The organism is Methyloglobulus sp. (genome assembly GCF_046714055.1).
Lineage (GTDB): Bacteria > Pseudomonadota > Gammaproteobacteria > Methylococcales > Methylomonadaceae > Methyloglobulus.
On the sequence record NZ_JBKKBJ010000091.1, the window covers coordinates 1 to 8,048 of the forward strand.

Annotated in this window: 7 protein-coding genes and 1 pseudogene; all 8 read right to left on the reverse strand. The window is 50.1% G+C overall.

Annotated elements, in window-relative coordinates:
• Positions 1 to 268 (reverse strand): annotated as a pseudogene (locus ACLQ6D_RS05630) (hypothetical protein); the annotation flags it as partial.
• Positions 269 to 354: 86 nt separating this feature from the next.
• Positions 355 to 1,368: an ABC transporter permease gene (locus ACLQ6D_RS05635; RefSeq protein WP_411726307.1), complete on the reverse strand. Its 1,014-nt coding sequence runs from the start codon at positions 1,366 to 1,368 to the stop codon at positions 355 to 357.
• Positions 1,365 to 2,090 (reverse strand): ABC transporter ATP-binding protein, encoded by a 726-nt coding sequence (locus tag ACLQ6D_RS05640; RefSeq protein ID WP_411726308.1) that lies wholly within the window; start codon positions 2,088 to 2,090, stop codon positions 1,365 to 1,367. The genes ACLQ6D_RS05635 and ACLQ6D_RS05640 overlap by 4 nt, the downstream gene beginning before the upstream one ends.
• Positions 2,091 to 2,424: 334 nt before the next feature.
• The gene (locus ACLQ6D_RS05645) at positions 2,425 to 3,714 is read right to left on the reverse strand and encodes a sialidase family protein (RefSeq protein WP_411726309.1); all 1,290 of its coding nucleotides are present in this window, start codon (positions 3,712 to 3,714) and stop codon (positions 2,425 to 2,427) included.
• A gap of 219 nt (positions 3,715 to 3,933) precedes the next feature.
• Positions 3,934 to 4,083, reverse strand: a complete 150-nt coding sequence (locus ACLQ6D_RS05650) for a hypothetical protein (protein WP_411726310.1) — start codon at positions 4,081 to 4,083, stop codon at positions 3,934 to 3,936.
• Positions 4,080 to 4,232: a hypothetical protein gene (locus ACLQ6D_RS05655; RefSeq protein ID WP_411726311.1), complete on the reverse strand. Its 153-nt coding sequence runs from the start codon at positions 4,230 to 4,232 to the stop codon at positions 4,080 to 4,082. The genes ACLQ6D_RS05650 and ACLQ6D_RS05655 overlap by 4 nt, the downstream gene beginning before the upstream one ends.
• 129 nt (positions 4,233 to 4,361) lie before the next feature.
• Positions 4,362 to 6,911: a TonB-dependent receptor gene (locus tag ACLQ6D_RS05660; RefSeq protein WP_411726312.1), complete on the reverse strand. Its 2,550-nt coding sequence runs from the start codon at positions 6,909 to 6,911 to the stop codon at positions 4,362 to 4,364.
• Positions 6,912 to 7,024: 113 nt separating this feature from the next.
• On the reverse strand, positions 7,025 to 8,048 hold a 1,024-nt coding region (locus tag ACLQ6D_RS05665), incomplete at its 5' end, for a sialidase family protein (RefSeq protein ID WP_411726313.1).

Genomic DNA, 8,048 nt, shown 5'->3' on the forward strand with positions numbered 1-8,048 from the left:
CAGGGATCAATACGGCCGCCAGACGCACCATCAGCGCAGCAAATACCAATAGCCAAGGGCGCGTCATTTGCGCACAAACCAAACTCCACACCCCCCGCTCCCGATCCTCCTGCACCAGCCCGTAAGTGAAGGGAGTCGCTATTTTTGCGAAAGCTTGTTTTGGGCATCCCAGCCCAAGCAAGCGGCAAAAACTTAACGCGACCGCCAATGCCTGCGGCTGCCCCAGCCGTCCTGCTTCCCTCGTTTGATACCCAACAAGGGGTATCAAACATTGGTTACGCAATGACTCGACGCGATGTCGGAATGCTTTGCATTTTCACTACACAAAAAAACGCTTCGTGAAAACGCCCAGCCCTATCGCTTCTGGGGACTACTCGACTCCTGTCTCGCAGCGAGCGCCACAAAGCCCACTGGCAATTCTTCAACGCTGGCTACTCCGTACTGTTTTAGGATTTGTGCCTTGAATGATGCCTCGCGCACGTCATGGTTGCCATCGTTTGCCAAGCCTTGCCGAATGTCTTTTTTGATGGCGCTCCAGAATGTTGCAGCACTGGGCATGGGTGCCATGATTTCCGCTGCCGCCGCGCCCAATCGCGGCGCAACCAAAACACTCCCCAACCAAAATGCCAGCAAGATAAACAGGGCGGTGCGGCTGCATTTAAGCCAGGCGGAAACGGCCATTGCCAGGGCGGCGAATATGGCGTAATAAACCAGGAACGTGCTACTCAAGGCAAACAGCCTGAGCATATCGTCGTTGGCGAGAGCAAAATGTTGATACAAAATGATCATCGCGGCCAGCATGGCGGGCATCAATACCACCACAAACACCAATAACAAACCGGCAAACTTGCCCAGCAACAGCTTCGTGCCCGATACCCCCAGGCTATGCAGCATACGCAACGTGCCCTGCTCGCGCTCCCGGGTCACCGCATTGAAAGCCATGCCGATGATCAACAGCGGCAGCAACGCATACAACACAAAGCCGGCCGTTACCTGTCCGAAACGGCTCGCCAAACCTTGATCGGCCGCCGGACTAAAACGCGCCCGGTTGCGCTTATGCGGCTCCAGCCAGAGGGCTTGCCCGGTATATTGCCGCAAGCCGGGATCAACCGCTGCCAACGCCGAATCCGGCTTGAAGACATAGATGCCGAAATGTGCCGCCGAATGGGGATTCTTGACGCCCTGGCTATCCCACTGCTCCTTGGCCGTCTTGCCTACACTCTGTTTTTCTTGCTGCGCCTGCCGATACTCATCGGCGGAAGCCAGAAAAAACCCCGTCAACACCAAAAACACCGAACAGGCCAACAGCAACAGCCGACCATCCCTCAGCACCGAAAGCATCTCTTTATGTACAATCGAAACGATCACTGCAATCCCCGCGCATGGGCCAAATATTTGTGTTCCAGTTCATCATGCGCCACAGTATGGGCATCGAACTCTTCGACGAGACGACCCGCTTTCATGATGCCGATCCGGTCAGCGACCTGCTTGGCATTGAACAGGTCGTGCGTGGCCATTAACACCGCCAGCCCTGAACCGGCCGCTACGCGTATCCGTTGCGCAAAATCATTGGCGGCACCGGGATCAAGGCCGGAGGTCGGTTCATCCAGCAGCATGGCTTTCGCCTGTTTCGCCGAGGCGATGGCCAGGCCAACCTTTTGCCGCATGCCCTTGGAGTAGGTGGACACCCGCCGGTTATGCGCATCGGCTTGCAGGCCCGTGCGCAAAAGCTGGTCATGGGCCTGCTCGCGCGGTATCCGAGTGCCGGCCAGGGCGCAGAAAAAAGTCAGGTTTTCAAGGCCGCTCATATAGTCGTAGAGCGCGACGTTTTCCGGCAAATAAGCCAATTTGGCGCGTACCCCTGCCGGATTTTCGCCGGGAGATTCGTCTTCAATGTACACATTGCCGCCAGTCGGTTTATTGAAGCCCAGAAACGTGCTGATAGTCGTGGTTTTTCCGGCGCCGTTGCCGCCTAACAGCGCATAGACACAGCCCGCAGGCACGGATAAATCAAGACCATCGATCACGCGATGATTTTTATAGTTGACGACAAGGTTTCTCGCTTCAAGCAGGGTTGTAATGGATGTCATGATGATTGCTTAAAATTTATTTAGGGTTCGTACGCTATTCCGGCAATCACTGACCGGGGCAATTACTGCCATTAAGTTAAGCCGTCATTCTGGCAGGGATTGGCAGAGAGGATTCCGTATCCTATTCTGCACTCCCTCCATCCTTGGAGGTCGCCGGAATCCAGGACACAGGGATGTGTTCATGGCTTGCCATCCATGGCCTCTAGATCTCGGCAATCCCTGCCGAGATGACGCGACTCCCTTAACTTAATGGCAGTGATTTCTATGCCCTGTGGGTACTCAGAGCGTGGGCATCATAAGCGAAAGCGAAACCCATCACGACTCTATAGACACCTCAATTGGTGCCCCAGCCCACATGCAAAGCGGTTGTTTGACCAATAGGCTTTAATTGATAATCGTGTTGTTGCCCATGCCAGGAAAGATAAATTTTCTGCCCATCACTGACCAGAAACGGCTCATCGAGCATATCTGCAATTTGTACAAGCGCTTCCGGTTTCGTCCAGCTAGTACCGGCATCCGCTGACTTTATGACCTGAATACCATTGTTTTTGCCATCAAATTCTTGCCAAACTACAGCCACCTGCTGACCCAATGCCAATACATGCGGATGGCTTGCGCCTGCATTACCAAAATTAATCGGGCTGGAAAAACTTTGCCCTGAATTTTTCGAACTTGCATAAAACAGGCCCTGTCGAGTACTGGAATTGCTAAACCATACGGCGTGATAAGTTCCGTTATCCGCAATAGAAAGACCGGGGCCATGGTGGGGGCATCCTTCGATTTCCCAATTATCCCTACCTAAATGCTGCATGACACCTGGGTTATTCCAATCCTTAAATTTGACAATGGCGTGATCACGTATGCCGCCTGCAAAAATATGCCGCCAGGCAATAACCGGCGTGTTGTCCCGGTCTATTGCCGTATCAATCCGGCAACATTCACAGGTATGCGCGGCGATGCTTTTGTTGGGATAAAAATGCTGGCCGCCATTGTCAGACCATGTGTAATAAAGAGCCAGTCCTTTAAACTCCTGACCTGCTTTTTTTGCTGCTTCGGCATCACGCGCATCCAGCCAGGCAATAAAAATTTCTCCATTTTTGCCGATAGCTAGGCTATCAAAATTATGCCCGATGATAGCCAGATTATCGTTGACCGTAACTGGCTCGGAAAAATGTTTGCCGCCGTCGTTTGAACGGCTAAAACGCACGTAAGCGCTGAATTTTTTATCCAGTGACCGCACCCAGGTCAAATAAATAGTGCCTTGCGCATCCAGCTTTATTTTCGGACGGACCTCCCCCTTGGCCTTTATCGGCTCGGCAACGGCATTCACCTTGACAGGCGCCGTAAACGTTACGCCTTTATCTAGGGAAGATTGCACATAAAGGTGTTCATTGTTCACCCAGGCTATCCATAGTTCACCCTTGGAACCAAAAGCAGCAGTTACCGTTTCAGAACATTGGCTGGTTGGGGGCGTTGCCGGATTGGCGCAGATGCCGATTTTTTCTGTCTGATGGCCGTGTTTATGCGGTTTTTTGGCGATTTCAGCCTGCTTAACAGCCATGTCTTTTGCATAGCCGTGAACAGTAAAAATTGCCATAAATAGAAAAAGAATAAGCGATTTCATAATGATGCCTGTAAAAATGGATAGGGCCGGCAAACGTCTTATTGTTTGTCCGCCGTTATTGGTGGGCGGTTAAAGCCTGCCCACAATTCTCGCTGCGGTCGAAAGTGAAAACACGTTGGCAATTGGAAGCCTTTGCAGAATGTGCAATCGATCGGCAAGACCTAGTTTTGCATCGTGTGCCTAGGCAATCCGCCATGTCGTATGTGGACACTGCAAAACCTAAATGGTTTCCAGCACCACCAATAGCGGCACAAACAACGCCTCTTGCTTTTCTTCCGGTTGCTTATAAAGCCGGAAAACCGATTGTGCCTGATGGTCATCGTCCTTTACCAGAAAGCGTACCAATACATGAGTGTCCAAGGCCATCATTGAAAGCTATCCCGTATTTTTTGCCTGATGGCGGCATCCATCCCCTCAACGCTCACCGCTCTCCTGCCCGATTTATGCAATACGCCATAAACGTCATCCACCTTTTTAGTGATCGGCTTAAGTAAGACCTCGTGTTTTTCGGTCGTCATAAATTCAGTTTTATCACCAGTATACAAACCTATAAAATCCTTTGCCCCTATGGCGATCCTAGCCGTTAAGAACCCCGTGCAAATACTCGCCAAAGCTAGCTGTTTGGCTAAACGCTACCTATGCCGCGCTTAGAAACTCAGGGCACCTTCTATAAAGAATGTCCGTTGTGGATAAGGGTGGAACACGAAAGCGGTTTCATCGGTTAAGTTGTTAATGCCGAAAGAAACCCGGCTTTTGGTATCTTTGCCAAATATATTGTTTTGGAAGCGGTAATTCGTTTTGAAATCCAGGAAAAAATAGCCATCCTGAGATCCGAATACCCCATTCACCGTATCCCCGTTATCTATGTCATTGAACGAATCATTGGTATAACGCCCTGCCATTGACACATCCCATGCTTGGTTGATGTGATAAGTCGTGAACACGTTGAACCGCCATTCAGGTAACCGGATGCGTTGCTTGCCAGTCAGGTTGAACACTGTTCTCCTCCCGTCAGCTTCTGTAAAGACGATATCTGGGCCTCCATCTTCCACAATGGCATCCATCCAAGTAGCATTGAAACTTAGGTCGAAATCAGAGCCTAAGACCCTTTGCTGGTCGTAGATCAATTCAACGCCTGTGGTGCTGGTTTCAGGAATATTTTGGAAAGCCGACTCTGTAAGCACACCGGATGCACGGCGAACCGACTGGATAAGGTTGCGGACATCATCCCTAAAAACGTTGACCCGGACATACCCATCGGGCAAGCCATACTCAACCATAAAGTTATGGTGCCAGCCATCCTCTGCATTCAGCAATGCGTTCGCTGTAGTGATAGAGGTTGGGGATTGTAAATTTTGATACAGTTCGGCAATTACCGGGAAACGGTAAGCCCGGCCAAACGAGTAACGGAACTTCCAATTGTCTGGCTCGAAGCCGATCGAGGCTTTCGGGGAAATGGCCTCGTCATCTCGGTCAGGTAGCGGCCTACCACTGGCGATACCATTTTCACCGCTCCACCATTCATAACGGGCACCCAAGGTCAAATCCCAGTCGGGCAGAAAATGGTAAGCAAACTGCCCAAATAAAGCGTTGGTCATCGTTTCGCCTGCGTTGCGACGACCTACATTTTCTTTTCCAACTTGGTTGGCGTAATCCGTGAGATCAAATTGCTGAAATCCCAGAGTGTAATTATCGAAATGATAACCCCCTAAAAATTCTAACTGTTCCCAGCCAAACAATTCTTTGGTGCCAAGCTTGAGGTCATAATTTACCCAATTAAATTCATTGAACACTTGCAATTGCCCAGTATTTTTATTGAGCGGATCATTCGGGCTGAAAAAAGCGCTGCTACGGTTATCGGTAAACACATCCAGATAGCTAATGGTGCTATCAATATTCCAAGTGTCGGTGATAGCGCCTTTAAACTGCAAACCGAGTTGCAGGGTTTGGCGATGGTCATCGCTTGGGCCAAAGCCACTGTTTACAACATTAAAGGCTGAGCCCGCAAAAACTGCATCATCACTGTTTCTATCATCCCCGTAAAAGGGTGCGCCTTTCGCGTCAGTCAGATAATTCCTTTGAAACTCAGTTCTGCGCGTACGTTCTTCAAAAGCGCCGGTAAAAATCGCCTCTAAATCCGGCGTAATAGCATAACCCAGTTTCAGTTTGACCAAATCAGACCGCACCCTTTCAGGCCCAGTATCACCGTAAATCAAGCTGGGCGTACCTCGCGTATCAAACACCGGCACAGCGCCAGTGACAGGGGTATCTGTTCGCTTAGGTGTTCCCAATCCGGTATTGTCAATAAAATAGCTCTGCGGTTGGCTTTCCGCATCCAGGCGGTTATAAGACAAAAAGACTGTTAAATCGTCAAAGCGGTTGCCAAAAGAAAAAAATTCGCGATGGCCTTGAAAGGTGCCGCTATCGTCGCCTATAAACTTCCAGGGCTGCACAAAAAAGCTGCCTTCCATGTAATATTCTTCTTTCATGGGCATGTGGGTTTTCATATTGACTACGCCACCAATAGAATTGCCGCTGTACTCCGCAGAAAAAGGGCCGTAGACAACATCCACTGAATCAATTTCATTAGGGCCGACCATAGACCAGCGCGGCGCGCCGTTAAATGAGGCTTGTAATTGGTTATGTAAGGGTAGGCCGTCGGCAAAAACCATGTTGCGCGCGGTAGAGAACATATCGGCACCCCGGATGCCTAGCACGCCATTCGGGTCGCCAATGTAGCGTTGACGAATTTGTAGGCTAGGCTGATATTTAAGGACTTCTTCCGTGGTTTGGGCATTTTGACGCTCGATATGGGAACGGGTAACGCGGGTAGAAGGCGAGGTGTAATGGGAATCACGCGGGGCTTTTTCGGTGACGACCATCTCATCCATGATTACGGCACTGTTATCTTCATTCACTTCCTCGGTGGTCGCTTTTTCGGCTTTGCCTTGTTCTTCATTGGCTGATTGTGCAGACCGCTTGGCAGTAGCCGGAGTAGTTTGCCCTTGCGATGTTTGTTCTTTGCCAACAACGGTCTCAGCTTGTTTTCCAGCGGCTTTATTCACCCTATAGGGTTGGTCTGGTAGGGATTCAGCGATTGCGGCGGTGCTTGTTAAGGCCATAAGAACCGCGCTCATTAGGGTTTTTAACGCAGGCCTTCTGGTGGCGGCGCCACTATGCTTAGTAACTATTATCATGATTGATCCTCGTTTTATTTTTATGTTGTTTGCACTAAAGCGCTTCGGGAAAATAAGGTTGCGCTACATTTCATCTCTAAAATTAGGGTTCGAATGCCTACCTAACAAACTCGTTAAAGCGGCACACCCTCAATGCGCGTCAATTGATAGCCTTGTTGGGGAGCGTGCCAGGAAAGGTACATGTGCTGCTCGTCACTTACCAAAAAGGGTTCGTCGAGCATCGTCCCTGATTGCGCCGCCATTGCCGGTTTTGCCCACGTCTTGCCGCCGTCATTGGATTGCATGAATTGCACGGTATTTTGCTTGCCGTCATATTCTTGCCAAACGATACCCACCCGTTGGCCTAAGACTAAAACGTGAGGGTGGCTGGCCCCTGCATTGCCAAAGTTGATGGGATTGGAAAAACTCTTCCCCGCATCGGTTGAATAGGCGTAGAACAGCCCTTGTTTCGTGCTTGAATTGCTGAACCATACGGCGTGGTAGGCATTTGATTTAGCTATTGAAAGGCCAGGGCCATGATGCGGGCAAACATCGACAGCCCACTTTTCATCGCCCATGTGACGGATAGCCCCTGGCGAATTCCAATCCTGAAAGGTCACGACGGCGTGATCGCGAATTTCCCCATCAAAAATATGCCGCCAGACAATAACCGGTAAATTGCCCTGGTTAACGGCGGTATCCAAGCGGCAACATTCGCAGGTATGGTCGGCGATTTTTTGGTTGGGGTAGAAAGTTTTGCCGCCATCCTTAGACCAGGCATAATACAGCGACAAGCCATTAAATTTTTGCCCGGACTTCTTGGCCGCTTCGGTATGGCGGGCATCCATCCAAGCCACCAGGATTTCGCCATTTTGGCCTATTGATAAGCTATCAAAACGGTGCCTGATAACATCAATATTATCGTTGACCGTCATAGGCGCAGAAAAATGCTTTCCGCCATCTGTTGATTGGCTGAAACGCACATAACTGCTGCGTTTTTTGTCGAGCGATATTGCCCATGTAAGGTAAATACTGCCCTTTGCATCCACCTTTATTTTGGGGCGGCTTTCGTTTTGGGCAGCGACCGCCTCAGGGATTAAATTTACAACGATGGGATCAGAATAATTAAGGCCTTTGTCGGGTGAAGACTGCACATAA